A 12,746-nucleotide genomic window follows, 5' to 3' on the forward strand; every position below is an offset into this window, starting at 1 on the left:
GTAGTTGATATCTGTTTAGTTAAAATTTGGCAAAGACATAAAGTGTGTTGTTAATTTTTCTAATTTAGAGTATCTGCTTTACCAAAGATAAGCAGTGGACAGGACATTAGTAAGGAAAAAATAATTTAAAAGACGGTATCTGATATGAACACTTCTGAAGCTCACAACGAACGTATCGCAAAGATGATATTTGCATCGGTTTATCCCCATTATGTAGCAAAAGTAGAGAAGAAAGGGCGGACTGAGTCCGATTTGCATCAGGTCATCACTTGGTTGACCGGATTTAACGAAGATGACCTACAGCAATTAATAGCCGACAGAGTTACTTTTGAGGAGTTTTTTAAGAGAGCGACCATTAATCCGAATGCGGGGCTGATTACAGGTGTTATTTGCGGATATCGGGTAGAAGAGATCGAGAATCCGTTGACACAGAAAGCCAGATACCTGGATAAATTGGTTGATGAGCTGGCCAAGGGTAAGAAGATGGAAAAGATTTTGCGGAGTTAAATTTTTCGATACTTTGTAATTGTTTAGATGACTATAGAAGAAGTTTTTCGGGACAAGTCCATTAAAGCCAAAGGCAAGGTAGCTATGATTGCCGAATGGCTCTTGCAGCGTGAATTGCCCCTAGATGAATTAATGGGATTCGCCGAGCGGCAAAAGGCTATAGATAAAGCAACCTGCATCGAAGCCATAGAATATGCTACAAAAAAGGATCCCAGCATATCGGATGATTATCTTATGGCATATGTTATAAAGACGCTAGCTGACGATGAGCCTAGAGTCAAGTGGGAGAGTGCTAAAGTAATTGGGAACATTGTCCAATACTACCCAGAGCAGATAGGTGCGGCTATCGATGCCCTACTTCTAAATATACCTGGAGGTGGTACTGTTGTACGCTGGGCTGGTGCTTATGCCCTGGCCGAGATCCTCAAGCTGGCGACCGATCATAATAAACTGTTGGTCCCCAAGGTCAAGGAGCTTTGTGAACGGGAAGAAGATAATGGGGTTAGGAACAAGTATCTAGCAGCTTTCAAAAAACTGAAAATTTAACCTTTGTTCACCGTACATAAAGTTACCCTATTTATTACTAGGATTACCATAAGCCTTGATATGTGTGCTTACTTTTTCAAATCCTCCCAAACTACAATTGAATAATAATTTCTTTTTACTGTCGAATATGAAAATTAATTTCCCATCCTTGAATTCCAGATCGATATTCCTTATGGGCACCATTCCTTTAAAGAAAGATGGGCCAATAATATTAAAATTTATTTTTTCCGAAATGAAATCAATAGTGCCACTCGGCTTGTTGTCCGATATAATGTTAAGTCGCAGGTAGTCCGCGTTAATATCGTCTAGCGATATAATTGTCATATTTTCCATTGGGTTTGTGAAAATTTTTAGTTTTATATTATTCACTTTGTTTTACCGTACGATACCTCTTAAATCTCTCTCCCCTGATCACCCGATGTTGTGTTGAAGTAAGTAACCTCTGTCAACTCCTTTTTCTATTGTACTCATTTTGCTTTCATTTCTTTTCCCAAAGACCTCTCTTTTTTAAACTGTCCAGCTGGCGACGATCAGAATTTATTTCAATATAGAGGCTGTCGGCTGTTTCCTTGCTTATCTGTATAGTATATCCCCGGTCATATCCCGTTTTTGAGTCCGGATCGAAAAAGATATCAGATTTTTTCCTTGCGATTACCCTTTCTGCAAAATTATAATGCTTGACTATCCAATAGCTGTGGGGTGTGACTCGAATGGCATATTCGCTGCTTTTTATTAAGGAACCACCAAAGAAACCATCTTTTGTCAGGTTGGAATAAATCAACACCAAGCCGCTGAGAATCGCTAAAAGTACCCCGATAAAAAGCTTCTTTTTCCGAAAAAAGACCAACAGACTAATGAACCCTATTCCCACAAAAGGGAGAATCAACAGTCCAATCTCCAAACTGATATCAAACAACAAGCGCAGCAATAGATCTGCAAACATGATGCCCAGAATGAGTATAAGCAGACCGAGCAATGTTTTTTGCAGTAGGGGCAGCGGTTTTCTTTTCATGAACAAGGTTCTATACGCTATTTATTTAGCAAAGTATGTTCCAAAAAAGAAGTGCTCGTCCCAATTTAGGAATTGGAGGATAGCGCTGCTTTGTCCTGGACCAAGATGAGGGCGCGTTATAGAAGATAATTTACTTTTTGATTTTTCCACGATTGGAGCCTTGGTACAGGAATTGCTGCAAAAATCATCAGAAGTTCCTTCCGATAAACCGAGGTAGGTACGGATAAAAGCGAACATATGCAAAAAGTATTAATAGCACTGACGGTAACAGGATGCTTAGGCCTCCTATCCTGCAACAATGGTGGGAAACAGCAGGCAGCAACGGCAAAAGAGCCCCATACGGAATTAACTAAAACTGATAGTTCGGAAGGAGTTCGGGAGCAGACTGTAGACAAAAGCAATGATAGTAAGGAGGACGATGTCTTAAAAAAGCTTCCAATTAGAAACTTTGTAATCACCGATTCGACTAATTTTGATAATTATCATGCACAAGGAATAGCAGACGATATTTTCATCAAAAAGATAAAATTTAAAACTTCAAACAACACAGCAGAGGATTTTAAGTTAAGATATAAAGTGCCTTTCTCCGAGAATTTCAGTGCCGTCGTTATTACCTATAGAGATGGCGAACACGAACTCTATACCACTTTAGTTACCCTAGATAAAAACGGGAGTATCATCGATCAGCTAGATATTGCCTATGATGAGATAGCCGAATCTGCATTTAGTAAAATCGGAAAGCTGGAGAAGGATCGGATCAGCATTCAGAGTTGGAATTATATGAGCGAAGTACCTACCCACGAAGAATCCATATTCACAGTGTTGGAGACTGGTCGATTTAAACTATTAAAATAGTTCTTCTGGAGGTATGGCTTTTTCCGAAAGTGTGCGGTCCTTTCCGATACGGTCTCATTTCTTGCCTTAGGACAATTCAAAACAGGAGCAATTCAACCATCTTTGCGTATAATTCTATAAACAAAACTAATACCTATATAAAATGGCAAAACAAATTTTTATCAATTTAGCCGTTGCAGACGTCCAGCGATCGATGGATTTCTACAGCGCAATCGGTTTTACAAATAATCCTCAGTTTTCAGACGAATCGGGCAAATGCATGGTTTGGAGCGAAAATATCTATGTTATGCTTTTATCCCATGACAAATTCTCTTCTTTTATCAACAAACCTATTGCCGACACCAAGTCCAGTGTAGCAGGTCTTTTCTCCCTATCGATGGAGTCGGTCGAGGAGGTCAATACCATGATGATAAAAGGGCTAGAGGCAGGTGGGGTAGAGCCAACCGAGATGAGAGATTATGGCTTCATGCAGCAACGTACATTAGAAGATCTTGATGGTCACACCTGGGAAGTATTCTATATGGACATGAGTAAAATCCCTACTACCAACTAATCGAAATCATATAGTTTTGATTAGCAATTGCCAAAAAAAATGATGTGGCCATCTTCGATAAATCCTTTTTCAATGGCAAGGTTTTCAAAGTTTGAACGGAATTGCCTGTTTTTTGTTCAATATTTTTAATATAGATTTGAAACTACATAAGACATTCTGTTCGAACTCCAAGCGGGTAAAAACAAAAAAAAGCAACTCTTTTGAAGTTGCTTTTTGTGATCCCGCTGGGATATGTTGCGCCCCGCAATGCCCGCACATAGGGCTGCAACGAGCTACGCTATGTTCGAACCCATCCCGGCGCTTCTGTTCTCATCCCATAGTATAAAAAAAAGAAAGCCCAATCTTTTGATTGAGCTTTCTTTGTGATCCCGCTGGGATCACAACTATTTTTCGCTAATTCGTTATTTATCAAAACTATACAATATTTTTATCTTCTAAGATCATACAACAGGCATTTTTACCCACCTGCTTACCCACCGAATTAAGAAATCTGATAAAGATCGATTTGACCTAAAAGTCTAATTACTATAAATGTATAGATAAAATCTATCTATTACAAATATAACTAAGTTTTATAGATATAAAAGACTGATATTAACGATTCGATTATTTAGCAGCTCTTATTTCCTAGAACATTTAGAACCTACAAAGGGGGTTATCATAACTTTGTATTGAAAATTACTTTTAGAATGGAAACTCACTTCAGATGAAATACCATTATATTGATGATCAAATCTGATAATTTACTAAATATCAATATCTGTGATACTTCTATACTATAGTTCTAAGACTTAGTTTTGCTTTTTTTTAGAAAAAAAATACTCTTAATTTCTTTTAAAATTGATTGTTGGCACAAAAAATCCTGTATTTTTATAATAAAAACACAGGATTTTCAACCAATTAAAAGCCTCAATAAATGGAGTTATTATCGATAAAAAACGCCAAAAATTTTAAAGGAAAAATTGTAAGATGGAGTGCCCCTTCGTCTAAAGAAAACTATTCATATCAAGGTATCAGTAATATTTGCAGTATAGAAGAAAATGGGAAAATTGTCGCAGAGCAAATAGATGGAGATGATATTTCTCACGCTTTTTTGGACAAAACTGATCAAGGAACTCTATTGGATGAAAACTACTGTTATTCAGATTCTGGACGTTATATCTCAATACTAGATATAATAAAAGTTTAAAAGATATGCAGAATAATTTTTTAGATACTCCAACAATTTGAATTATTCACTATATGATTAAATACGAAGTAAACAAGCCTTTTCCTTTTCCACAACCGAATTCAGGTGGTGAGATAACATTGTCGGAAATTACGATATCTTTTTTTGATATAAAATGTTATCTGTCTGATCCGACATCCAATGAAATTATGGATTGGCGTAAAGGCTCGCTAGAATATGCTCTGTTTGAAAAGACAATTGTCCTTTTTTTATACTGAACTTTGATAGCTGGAATTTAGATTGCAGCATCAATGTTCTAAAAATAAAATCTGATTTTGGTATAGATAACTGGCTAAATGCTGAGGGTAATATTGTTAACCTGTTTTTAATTGATACGAAAACGAATATACTAACAGCAATGCGGACGATTTCAGTTCAAACGGATGTGGCTGAAAAACTAAAGGACATTTGTAAAATGCAGACAAAAAAGTTTGGGAATTCTGCGGAATGCGAAATAAACATTCATAAGATTCAAAATTCAATATCCACAAAGGAGATGTTAAACCGAAGCAAAGTGATTAAACTAAAATAGCTAATCTGCTAATCGTTATGAATAATTTTGCAACCAATTCCATCTTTTTTCGCGGACAAATACTATCTAAAAAGCGATAATTATCAATCAATTAACCATTACTGTGACAGTAAGCTAATATACTCCCAAGCCTTCTTTTTCCAGTTAAAAATTGGCTTACCTGATCTGGTAAGCCAATTTTTAGAATTGAACTCATCATAAAATTCACTAGCTAATTGACGACTTTTCCCTGCCTGTGCGAAATAGATAGTGACCTCGTGTTCTGTTGGTGGCAAGACCTTTCCAAAACCAGTCTGTGATTTTTTCATTGCCTTTTCCTACTTTCAAGAAGTTTCCTAATATCCTCTTCCGAGTAATAGAATACACAGCCTATTGCCGTGTAAGGTAGTTGTCCCATGTCTCGCATACGCTGTAATTTACCAGAGGAAACACCTAAAAGCTTTCTTACCTCATGTGATTTTAGCCACTTTTTCTGTACTAGACCTTTGTTAGCAAGAATAAGCCGAACACCTTCCAATATCTCAACTTTAAAAAAATCTAAATCTGCTCTTGTGACAGGTTGCCTGTCTCTGTTTTTGTTATTCCCTTCCATTTTCACTGTATTTCTAACATCACTCTGTTAACAATTATTCCAAAAAAAAGCTGCTGGAGCTCTTTGTATTTCTCGACGGATAGTATTTTATATAGCCCTTATCCACGAGGTGCCTTAACTTCAAAAAGTACGTGGCTGAACTGGATATTTTTGCTTCTTTCATAAGTGTTCGGCTCTTCACACGTACAGGTTTCTTATTAGCCCTTTGCCATCTCAAGTATAAAGCTGAATACACTGCGATATGCTTTGTATCGACATAGGGATCTGTTGCAATACGCTCCAAAAAAACAATCATTGCATCTCGATTATCCATTACTGTACTTTTTTCTTTAACTGGCTACGTTGAGACTGTTGTTGCTTCTCTTTTAGGTTTATCGTTTTGGCTTCATTTTGTCTTTGACCGAGCAACTGATCTAACGTCGTTCGCCTATTTCCTTCGTAATAAATAAAATCCCTCTTTAGTGGTGAAGCTTCCAGACCAATGTTCCTCTGCTTTCCATCAATCTTAATAGGGATTTCAATACGTTCCCCTTTTTTCAAAGCTTTTACAGTCTTCTGAAGTTCAGTGCTGCTCAACTTTGTGCCCGGTATTTTAGTTAATAGTTCTTCTATTTTGTAATCGATAACCTTGATTTCCTTCACTATAATATTACCCTTTCCATCCGTGTCGTTTATATTTGGAATTTTCCATCGATCTCCATACATAAGCACAGGACGACCAGCAAGTAAATTGTTGGCTTTATCGGGTGAAAGTCCCATATTATCGATAAAGCTCAAACTACGTTTGTCCTTTTCATTTAATGTCAACGTTGCCGTAGCTTCTTTCAGATAGTGCCGTCCGGTCATGTCCTTATCCACCGAAACACCAAATTCCAATACTTCATTTTGTTTTTTTGATATTGCTGTCTTTTCTACGATAGAGTTTTGACCAGCCCGAATTTGTGGAGCTATCTTATCCGAAAAGCTTTCCAAACCGAACTGGTGTAACTCCGCATCTACAGTCTTTTGGCTTTGCTTTTGCTTCATCGGATTGACAAAGACTTTTCCTAAAGTGGCATTAGTAAGACGAAACATATTTCTCACAAACCTTAGTATTACATTAGGATATAGCTCCCTTTCCAATTGTCTTCGTTCCCTCTGCACAATTCGCATGGAAGCTTTTTCCTCACTGGTTAGATTTTTCAAATTTGTTCCAGCAATTTCACGATATCTATTTAACAATTCCTTTTTATGTTGTCTACTTCCCAAGTTTGCAGTAGAGAACATACCTTTGCTTGCGAGATTTTCGAAATAATCCTTCCATCTTGCGATATCATTGAGAAAAGTTTCAATTCTGTTAGCCATTATTAATCGATTTTGATTGGCAAGCATAGCTTTCCAATTTTATTTATACTCTAACACTTCGCTTATTTGTTTGCCTTTTATCTCCGGTTGATTTCTTTTGTCCTGTCTGTTTGTTATCTTGAGACTTTTTGATGACTTCATTATTTTTATTCTCTTCAGCCTGATTTTGTTCCACTTTTTTAGATGTATCAGTAGACTGATTTTGATCTTTATTATTGACAACATTATTTTCTTGTTCAAGCTTAGGTAGTAGATTGTCTTCAGCCTGATTTTGTTCCACTTTTTTAAGTGTATCAGTAGTCTGGTTTTGGTCAGGGCTATTGCCATGATTTTGATCTTTACTATTGACTACATTATTCTCTTCAACTTTAGGTGATTGATTTTCGCCAGCTTGACTTTGACTGTTATTATTATCCTTCCCCTGAACAGTTTTATCGATTTTCCTTTTCATCGATAACAATATTGGCTTCAAATTTTCATCATACAGTTTGATGGAATTATAAGAAGGCTGAGCTTCAATTACTATTTTTCTTTCACCAGCCGAAGTTTCGATAGTAACGCTTGCTTGGTTGCCTTTTTTTAGAGAGTTGATCAGGTTCTGTTTATACTTGTCATTTTCAATTCCCTTTAACGCATATTCTTCAATATTTTTTGCGATGTCAAAATTGTTTATCCGTTGGATTTTAAAATTACCGCTTTCATTGGCATCGTTAAAATCCAGTTTTACCCAGCCTTTAAACTCATTTTTTTTCTCCCGATCAATTTTATCTGTTGTGATCAGGTGTTTATACACTGAGCGACCATCCAGCAAATTATAACCTTCTTTCAGAGTATAGTTAGAGCCGTAACCGACATAAAACTTTTGCTGAAGAGTTTCTTCTTTTCCATATTTTTTAAGTAAAAGATCAAAGTTATTGAAATAGTACTTCCCTGAATTTTGAGAAAAATCAAAATTCAATACAGCCCTTACACTATCACCGTTACTTTTCTTATCCAAAACCACCTGGAAACTATCTTTTTTATTCTTTACAGCCTCGTCGAACTGCTTTTGTAATTGATCAACAGTAATTTCACTAAATCCAGAATAGTACATTTTAGTTGCAAGGGATTGTATATTTTCGGCTCTTTCTTTCGTTTCCATCACACAAGTTTTTTTATAAATAATAATTTCTTACCTCTCTCCTGATAACAGCTTTTAATCGTATCGATTATAGCTGTCTACATTTAATGAGATCTTTATTTTTGATTTTTATATGCAAATTGCGCCCACCGTTCTTTTCAAGCATTTCAATATGAAATATTTTTTTGTCTGGAATAGTAAATTTTTCCATCGCTACGATGACAATTATATTGGAATTAGCTGGGATTGCTTCATAATGACCGTGTATATTAATTGGTGATATCTCCAATTCCTGTGATGCCGTTCGCTTTGTAAGCTTTTTATCTTTTATATAAAACCTGAACTGCTCCACATTATATGGGATTTGGGTATTGTTCGATAGCTGAACCTTAAAATACATAATCCCGTTATATATATATATGCCTTGTATTTGTATTGAAACTCCATAAGCCTTAGAGAGCTTTTTTAGAAACGCTTTCCTTAATGACACTTCCGTTGATTTAGAAAATAAAATTGCTTCATTGCTGTTTGTATCATGCAGTTCAGCTTTAAAGCGAAACGGCTTCATATCATTTAATACATAATTCGTCTGGAATGGAAAATGATTATATACCAATAGGAAAGAGTACAAGGAGCCGTCACTTGTAATTACGGTAAGATTAGTTTCTGCAAAATCCTCTTCCGCCGATTTTAATTGCAAAACGTTCTTTACCCCCTTTGCTTTCTGGACCATTACTTCACTACTACCTCTGTCTACAGATATAATGGAAAATGGGAAAATTAAGTTTGTTGTCTTATCGTTAGCGATTTCAATTACAGGAATGCCTAAATGAAGTTTATCTGTCTCAATATCCTGCGCCGATACAATAAAAACATTGCTAATGATCAGTAGCATTGCACACAATACCCCTCTACACAACTTTTTCATAATTACTACTTTTTAAATTTTTATATTTTGTTATCTCTTAATAATATTCTATAGCCAGATTTAACCTGAACTTTCACAGCTTTTACTTTTTTATTTATCATAGATCTACCAATATCTATTCCCGTAGTAGCCAGCTGAGTTCCGATATTTGGACTAAAGCTGTTTATCCCTATGCTATTAGTGAATTGATCGCCACCTTGCTTTGCTACTTCTCTAATGACAGAACTAGGAATACATATTCCTTCAATTCCATCTAGATCAACCACCGAAAGTTTGACCGGAAATATTGAGTTTTGATATCTAATTGCATCAATTGTCACAGCTAAACGTTCATCCTGAAACGAAACTTTTCCAAACAAAAAATTGTCTTTTGGTATAAGATTTCCATTTACATAGATGTCATTCAGCAACCGTAATTTTAAAGTTGAGCCAGATGTAACAGTACTGGTCTCATGTACGACTGCTTCAATTGTGTTGCGATCATTGTTTTCAATATGATCAGAAGACAATCCATAAAATACTGATCTGACATCTGATATACCTGTGTCTATTTGATCCGATAAAAATGTTATAGGGGTTTCAATTTTGACGGCATCTACAGCAAACACTTGCCCCAAATTTTCCAACGATGTCCTTTTGATTCTATCCTGTACGCGCACAGGATGCTGAATATCTAACACTGATTGCAATACCGTGTTTATTTGCTCCATTTCTGGATCGGGAGCTGGCTCTACATTTTGCATTCTACTCATCATTTCTTCCAATCTAGTAATGTCGCTTTTGATTTGGTATGTTTCAGATGCAGAAACATAGGTAGGTTCACTGTATTTTGGCGTTGGATAGTATTGGCTTTGATCTAAACTTGCATTGAGTTGATTGATCTTGTCGTATATCTGCTTTTCCTTATTATCTTGAAAGGATAATGATCTGAAACCTTGATAATCATCATATCCTTCATAATACTCTGCATTTAAGTCTTCGGCACTATAGTAGGGATCTGCTTTTTTAAGTTCATTTAATCGCTGAAGATCTTTTTCAGCTACATCGTAAAGAGACAGTTTATCATTTTGCGTTTTATTGTTTTCCGCAACAGGCAGATCCATATTCAGACCAGTACTATTTTCAGATAGATAATTATTTTTATGTTTTCCACCCCCTAATACCCAAAAACTGAACATGATAAAAGGTATTACTAATAAAGGTAGAACTAGCATAAGTTTTTGCTTTCTTACTTCCTCGTCAGAACTTTTGTGTTGTTTTTTTTCCATGACTGATATATTTTATAAGTTAAATTTCATATGATACTCTAAGGAGTTTCCAATCTTTCAAGTTCTGCTTTCCACCTTGCCATACTGTCCAGTAAGCCAGGATTTACCAGAAGAATACTATCAACCTTGAATCGTCCGTTCTGCGTTTCACTTATGCTGTCCAGATGTTTTTCTATGTATGAAATACGAGCCTTTATCATCTCGGTATCAATTCTCAGATTGCTTTTCTCAAACGTTATTAATCTATTGATTATATAATCTCCAGAGATAAGATTGATACAATAAATTACAATTATGGATACACTGATAACAAATACCCATTTTTGGGCGCGAACAGAAAACTTGCTTGCTCTATGCTGTAGCCAGTTTGCCAATTCTCTTTTTCGGGTTTCTAATTTCTTTTGCTTCATAAGAGCTATCTTTTTTTAACAGAAATATCCTTATTCTCTACAATCTTCCACTGTTCGATAAGGAAACCGTGTGAATTGTTTTCGCTACGTTGCACAGTACGTAATTTACCCTCGGTTATAAGACTTCTATTCGCTATTGATGTTGCTCTCGTTATTGTCTGTGTGGCAAAACATCGGAATTGAAACGGTATTACGTCAAAGTTTAAATGTATACTGTCGATCGTAATAGTTTGATTGATATTAGATGAAACTAGAGTCATATAATAATTGACTTCAACTAGATTATCATATTCACGTTTTGCGGAATGATCAGCTAGATATAGAGCTTTAGCTATATTCTTTTTTATTTGATTATCATCAGGTGGTAGATCAAAAAAGTATTCGTGAAATGTTGCTATGTGATCTTTAGCTTCAATTGGAATATTCTCTTTTCTATTAGAGGCGAAAGCCTCTATTGCTTTTCCGTTACCTAATACATATATTGTTGATTGAAGTTCTGACGACATCCTGAAAAACTTGGACACCACAAATGCGCATAATGAAAAGGATGCGCACACCGCAACTATGGCTACCAAACGCATCTGCCTGAAAGAGGCATCCATATTGATCACTTTCTTAAACATCTTATTCTCCTTTTAATTTGTCGTTAAAATATCCTTCGCCACTTTTTTGTGATGACATGCTTCCGGCCATCCTTGATGCAGCATCTCCAAGTGCATCCATCGCCATACTACCTGCTGCTGTTGTTGCGCCGATACCCATTGTTGCAATACCTGTAGCTGTACTCGTAGCAGCACCAACCGTGCTTGTTGCAATACTGGTTACCTTACTTTGCAATGCACCTGCACCAGCGGCATGCACGATGTAATTTGCGACTGAAGGAACGGTGAAGTAGCCTACGATACCAATAATCAGAAAGATCATATAACCGATATCAGTAGGAGAGAAAAAAGTCTTTGCTTCCCAATAGCTACCTTCATTTATCTGCTTCAAATCCAACTTGAGCATTTCTTCCTGTATCTTAGCAATTATGCTCCCAAATATATTTGCAACGGGTAACCAAAGAAAGATGTTGATATAGCGTGCGAGCCATACTGTCAATGTGTGTTGAAAGCCATCAAAAATGCTTATGGCAAAGACGACGGGACCAAGAATAGCTAATACGATCAATTGAAAAATACGTAGTGTATTAATACATAGTGCGGCTGCTTCGTAAACTATTTTTAGCACTTCACTCATCCATTCACGCACCGAACTTCTAAAACTGTATGCGGCTTTATCCATTGCGAAACGGATATCATTTCCTATACCATCAAAAAAACCTTCATCAGCAGGATCTTTATCATACGTATATTTCAACCACTTGTCCCGATCTCCCTTATTACTTACTCCGACATACATTTCCCATTGGGGCGTTGTTTTCAAAGCTTTTTCCTTTTCATCCAGCAATCTGGCAATAGCTTGATTGCTTCCCTCGATCATGGCAGCTGTACCTGTGACCGTGGGTTTCATCACACCTTCAATAACTGCGAGTACAGCACTAAAATTTATAATGCAGAAACCAATTGCAAACGGTCTAAGTAAAGGATAGAAGTCTATCGGCTCTGCTGCTGCAAGATGCTTCCATACCCTTGCCGCTATGTAAAATAAAGCGCCAAATCCACCCAAACCACTAGCTACCCCTACGAGATGTCTGCTTTCACCTTTCATCGTTGTATGCAAGGTCTCCAAGACTTCTTGCAGACCTCGTATACCCTCTGCTACCTGTGCTGATACCAACATAGGTAGTATGACCATTATCGTTAGTAATGGTAGTTTTAAATTTCCCCACATAAACCATTCCCTCACTTT

General features: G+C 36.5%; 17 protein-coding genes. 5 read left to right on the plus strand and 12 right to left on the minus strand.

What is annotated here, in order from left to right; all coding sequences use genetic code 11:
- Positions 1-144 precede the first annotated feature (144 nt).
- Positions 145-507 carry a DUF2200 domain-containing protein gene (locus CLV99_RS20450; protein ID WP_133586372.1) on the plus strand — a complete coding sequence of 121 codons (363 nt, stop codon included), beginning with the start codon at positions 145-147 and terminating at the stop codon, positions 505-507.
- A 27-nt stretch (positions 508-534) separates the two neighbouring features.
- Positions 535-1,053, plus strand: a complete 519-nt coding sequence (locus CLV99_RS20455) for a hypothetical protein (RefSeq protein ID WP_133586373.1) — start codon at positions 535-537, stop codon at positions 1,051-1,053.
- Positions 1,054-1,080: 27 nt separating this feature from the next.
- Here the strand turns inward: CLV99_RS20455 and CLV99_RS20460 are convergent, their stop codons facing one another.
- Together CLV99_RS20460 and CLV99_RS20465 are read right to left on the minus strand one after the other, a co-directional pair.
- Positions 1,081-1,386: a hypothetical protein gene (locus tag CLV99_RS20460; RefSeq protein ID WP_133586374.1), complete on the minus strand. Its 306-nt coding sequence runs from the start codon at positions 1,384-1,386 to the stop codon at positions 1,081-1,083.
- 145 nt (positions 1,387-1,531) lie between these two features.
- Complete coding sequence (locus tag CLV99_RS20465) at positions 1,532-2,065, minus strand: hypothetical protein (RefSeq protein ID WP_133586375.1); 534 nt, start codon at positions 2,063-2,065, stop codon at positions 1,532-1,534.
- A gap of 237 nt (positions 2,066-2,302) precedes the next feature.
- On the opposite strand from CLV99_RS20465, the gene CLV99_RS20470 reads away from it, so the two are divergent.
- From CLV99_RS20470 to CLV99_RS20480, 3 genes are all read left to right on the plus strand, one after another.
- Positions 2,303-2,920, plus strand: a complete 618-nt coding sequence (locus CLV99_RS20470) for a hypothetical protein (RefSeq protein WP_133586376.1) — start codon at positions 2,303-2,305, stop codon at positions 2,918-2,920.
- Positions 2,921-3,062: 142 nt separating this feature from the next.
- The gene (locus CLV99_RS20475) at positions 3,063-3,473 is read left to right on the plus strand and encodes a VOC family protein (protein ID WP_133586377.1); all 411 of its coding nucleotides are present in this window, start codon (positions 3,063-3,065) and stop codon (positions 3,471-3,473) included.
- 916 nt (positions 3,474-4,389) lie between these two features.
- Positions 4,390-4,662: a hypothetical protein gene (locus CLV99_RS20480; protein ID WP_133586378.1), complete on the plus strand. Its 273-nt coding sequence runs from the start codon at positions 4,390-4,392 to the stop codon at positions 4,660-4,662.
- Positions 4,663-5,331: 669 nt separating this feature from the next.
- On the opposite strand, the gene CLV99_RS20485 is transcribed toward CLV99_RS20480, so the two are convergent.
- From CLV99_RS20485 to traJ, 10 genes are all read right to left on the minus strand, one after another.
- Positions 5,332-5,541, minus strand: coding sequence for a hypothetical protein (locus CLV99_RS20485; RefSeq protein ID WP_133586379.1), 210 nt, complete (start codon positions 5,539-5,541; stop codon positions 5,332-5,334).
- Positions 5,538-5,825, minus strand: coding sequence for a helix-turn-helix domain-containing protein (locus tag CLV99_RS20490; RefSeq protein ID WP_133586380.1), 288 nt, complete (start codon positions 5,823-5,825; stop codon positions 5,538-5,540). The genes CLV99_RS20485 and CLV99_RS20490 overlap by 4 nt, the downstream gene beginning before the upstream one ends.
- Positions 5,826-5,859: 34 nt before the next feature.
- A complete protein-coding gene (locus CLV99_RS20495; protein ID WP_133586381.1) occupies positions 5,860-6,138 on the minus strand; it encodes a hypothetical protein in 279 nt (92 codons plus the stop codon).
- Positions 6,138-7,169 (minus strand): hypothetical protein, encoded by a 1,032-nt coding sequence (locus CLV99_RS20500; protein WP_133586382.1) that lies wholly within the window; start codon positions 7,167-7,169, stop codon positions 6,138-6,140. The genes CLV99_RS20495 and CLV99_RS20500 overlap by 1 nt, the downstream gene beginning before the upstream one ends.
- A 43-nt stretch (positions 7,170-7,212) precedes the next feature.
- A complete protein-coding gene (locus CLV99_RS20505) occupies positions 7,213-8,310 on the minus strand; it encodes a hypothetical protein (protein ID WP_133586383.1) in 1,098 nt (365 codons plus the stop codon).
- Between the two features lie 67 nt (positions 8,311-8,377).
- The gene (gene traN / locus CLV99_RS20510; protein WP_133586384.1) at positions 8,378-9,217 is read right to left on the minus strand and encodes a conjugative transposon protein TraN; all 840 of its coding nucleotides are present in this window, start codon (positions 9,215-9,217) and stop codon (positions 8,378-8,380) included.
- Positions 9,218-9,237: 20 nt separating this feature from the next.
- The gene (traM, locus tag CLV99_RS20515; protein ID WP_133586385.1) at positions 9,238-10,485 is read right to left on the minus strand and encodes a conjugative transposon protein TraM; all 1,248 of its coding nucleotides are present in this window, start codon (positions 10,483-10,485) and stop codon (positions 9,238-9,240) included.
- A gap of 38 nt (positions 10,486-10,523) precedes the next feature.
- Positions 10,524-10,895 (minus strand): hypothetical protein, encoded by a 372-nt coding sequence (locus CLV99_RS20520; RefSeq protein ID WP_133586386.1) that lies wholly within the window; start codon positions 10,893-10,895, stop codon positions 10,524-10,526.
- A 5-nt stretch (positions 10,896-10,900) separates the two neighbouring features.
- Complete coding sequence (gene traK, locus CLV99_RS20525; protein WP_133586387.1) at positions 10,901-11,518, minus strand: conjugative transposon protein TraK; 618 nt, start codon at positions 11,516-11,518, stop codon at positions 10,901-10,903.
- 1 nt (position 11,519) lies between these two features.
- Complete coding sequence (gene traJ / locus CLV99_RS20530; RefSeq protein ID WP_133586388.1) at positions 11,520-12,728, minus strand: conjugative transposon protein TraJ; 1,209 nt, start codon at positions 12,726-12,728, stop codon at positions 11,520-11,522.
- Positions 12,729-12,746: the final 18 nt, after the last annotated feature.

This window comes from Sphingobacterium yanglingense (assembly GCF_004363245.1).
Lineage (GTDB): Bacteria > Bacteroidota > Bacteroidia > Sphingobacteriales > Sphingobacteriaceae > Sphingobacterium > Sphingobacterium yanglingense.

What these genes read in the sequence shown, in the direction of transcription:
- CLV99_RS20480 (WP_133586378.1), top strand. Translation starts at nt 4,390, where the DNA reads ATGGAGTTATTATCGATAAAAAACGCCAAAAATTTTAAAGGAAAAATT.
- traK (WP_133586387.1), bottom strand. Translation starts at nt 11,518, where the DNA reads ATGTTTAAGAAAGTGATCAATATGGATGCCTCTTTCAGGCAGATGCGT.
- CLV99_RS20505 (WP_133586383.1), bottom strand. Translation starts at nt 8,310, where the DNA reads ATGGAAACGAAAGAAAGAGCCGAAAATATACAATCCCTTGCAACTAAA.
- traN (WP_133586384.1), bottom strand. Translation starts at nt 9,217, where the DNA reads ATGAAAAAGTTGTGTAGAGGGGTATTGTGTGCAATGCTACTGATCATT.
- CLV99_RS20520 (WP_133586386.1), bottom strand. Translation starts at nt 10,895, where the DNA reads ATGAAGCAAAAGAAATTAGAAACCCGAAAAAGAGAATTGGCAAACTGG.
- CLV99_RS20455 (WP_133586373.1), top strand. Translation starts at nt 535, where the DNA reads ATGACTATAGAAGAAGTTTTTCGGGACAAGTCCATTAAAGCCAAAGGC.
- CLV99_RS20475 (WP_133586377.1), top strand. Translation starts at nt 3,063, where the DNA reads ATGGCAAAACAAATTTTTATCAATTTAGCCGTTGCAGACGTCCAGCGA.
- CLV99_RS20450 (WP_133586372.1), top strand. Translation starts at nt 145, where the DNA reads ATGAACACTTCTGAAGCTCACAACGAACGTATCGCAAAGATGATATTT.
- CLV99_RS20460 (WP_133586374.1), bottom strand. Translation starts at nt 1,386, where the DNA reads ATGGAAAATATGACAATTATATCGCTAGACGATATTAACGCGGACTAC.
- CLV99_RS20465 (WP_133586375.1), bottom strand. Translation starts at nt 2,065, where the DNA reads ATGAAAAGAAAACCGCTGCCCCTACTGCAAAAAACATTGCTCGGTCTG.
- CLV99_RS20495 (WP_133586381.1), bottom strand. Translation starts at nt 6,138, where the DNA reads ATGGATAATCGAGATGCAATGATTGTTTTTTTGGAGCGTATTGCAACA.
- traJ (WP_133586388.1), bottom strand. Translation starts at nt 12,728, where the DNA reads ATGTGGGGAAATTTAAAACTACCATTACTAACGATAATGGTCATACTA.
- CLV99_RS20470 (WP_133586376.1), top strand. Translation starts at nt 2,303, where the DNA reads ATGCAAAAAGTATTAATAGCACTGACGGTAACAGGATGCTTAGGCCTC.
- traM (WP_133586385.1), bottom strand. Translation starts at nt 10,485, where the DNA reads ATGGAAAAAAAACAACACAAAAGTTCTGACGAGGAAGTAAGAAAGCAA.
- CLV99_RS20500 (WP_133586382.1), bottom strand. Translation starts at nt 7,169, where the DNA reads ATGGCTAACAGAATTGAAACTTTTCTCAATGATATCGCAAGATGGAAG.
- CLV99_RS20490 (WP_133586380.1), bottom strand. Translation starts at nt 5,825, where the DNA reads ATGGAAGGGAATAACAAAAACAGAGACAGGCAACCTGTCACAAGAGCA.
- CLV99_RS20485 (WP_133586379.1), bottom strand. Translation starts at nt 5,541, where the DNA reads ATGAAAAAATCACAGACTGGTTTTGGAAAGGTCTTGCCACCAACAGAA.